Raw genomic sequence first — 1,571 nt, forward strand, 5'->3', positions numbered from 1 at the left:
ACTCTCAATAAAAAGTTTAATCTGTTGCTCAAATTACCTTGAGTCTTAAATTTAAGACTTAAAAGAATTGCTGGTTTATTTTATACTTAACTTATATTCTGTTCAATTTTCAAAGATCTAAGTCTTATCGACTGCTTTTTTATGATAACATTTCATCTTTTTATTGTCAACATTTTTTTGTTGATTTTTTTCGATGTTTTTTTGTTTGTTATCTTGTGTCGTTTCCGACGACGTTATTTATATTATCATGATTTTTATATATCCTCTTCACAAAATATATTATTAATCTATATTATATTAATAATACTTTATTTTTCTATATTTTTCTCTATTTTTTATATATTGATACGCCAGGTAAAGTTAACGTTATTTTGTCTATATTCACTATTAATTTATATATATTCAATAATAGTTTTCTTTATTTTCTTAATTTTATTTTACTTAATATATATTTTAATTTAATATATTATTATGGTTCTAATGATAAATTTTAGGAGGATTTATATGATCAAAAAACTATCCATTCTTATTATCAGCTTAAACTTTATACTCGTTAGTTGTTCTAGTGATAATAATAGTGATGAATCTCAACAAAAAAGCGAAACTAAAATAACAACTTCTTATAAAGAAAATATAAATAATAGTAAAAAAATAATTCTTTTAGGAAAAACCCTTTCTGTAAACAAATATGTTTCTTTAGGAAACTTATTATTTTTTCCTGACATCAATAACAACAATAAACTTTCAGTAGTTACTTCACCTAATACATCTGGTATCATTGAAAGCAATTTAATTATTGATAGTTTCGACTTTAATTTAGTTTCTTTAGCTACAGATGATAATTATATCTATTTTTCCTCTAACTCTCCTGAAAAAGGATTTTATAGACTTAATTATGAAAAAAAAGAAATAAACAAATTAAACTCACATTTTCCTAGAGGAGTTATATATGCAAGTGAAAGATTATACTATATAAATTCTATTGATAATAAACTTTATTATCAAAATATTAAAGATAATAAAACTTATTTATTATCTAACTCATCAATTAAAAGTTTTATATTGAATAATGATTCTATATTTTATATAAACTCTACTGACAATTCTAAATTGTATTGCTTAAAAACTGATGGAAGTTCTAATTTTAATATAACAAATGTTCCTGTAGAAAGCTTTGTAATATATGATGATCAAATATTATTCTCAAATTCTAATGACAACAATTATATATACTCTTTAGACATAAATAATTCTCAGATAAAGAAAGTATTAAATTTAAGCTCTTATAGTTTGAAACAGAATTCTAATAATATATATTTTATAAATAATGAAGATTCTAATTCTCTATATAAACTTCTTCCAAACAAAGAAGATTCCAATTATGACTACACTAAAGTTTTTTCAGATTACGTAAATGAATATTTTGCTACTGATTCTGGTATTTTTATAGAGACTGCTAATAATTTAGAATCAATACAGTTTATTAAAGAAAATTAAAGGGGCTGTCGCACTAAAGAATTAGTGCACAGCTCCTTTTTTGCAAAAAAATAAATCCCAAACTTTAAAAGTTT

General features: G+C 22.0%; 1 protein-coding gene. It reads left to right on the forward strand.

All coding sequences use genetic code 11. The annotated features are described in order from the left end of the window. The first annotated feature begins 504 nt into the window (after positions 1 to 504). Positions 505 to 1,497 carry a DUF5050 domain-containing protein gene (locus tag H9660_RS16095; RefSeq protein WP_191751381.1) on the forward strand — a complete coding sequence of 331 codons (993 nt, stop codon included), beginning with the start codon at positions 505 to 507 and terminating at the stop codon, positions 1,495 to 1,497. Positions 1,498 to 1,571: the final 74 nt, after the last annotated feature.

This window comes from Clostridium gallinarum, assembly GCF_014836325.1.
GTDB lineage: Bacteria > Bacillota > Clostridia > Clostridiales > Clostridiaceae > Clostridium > Clostridium gallinarum.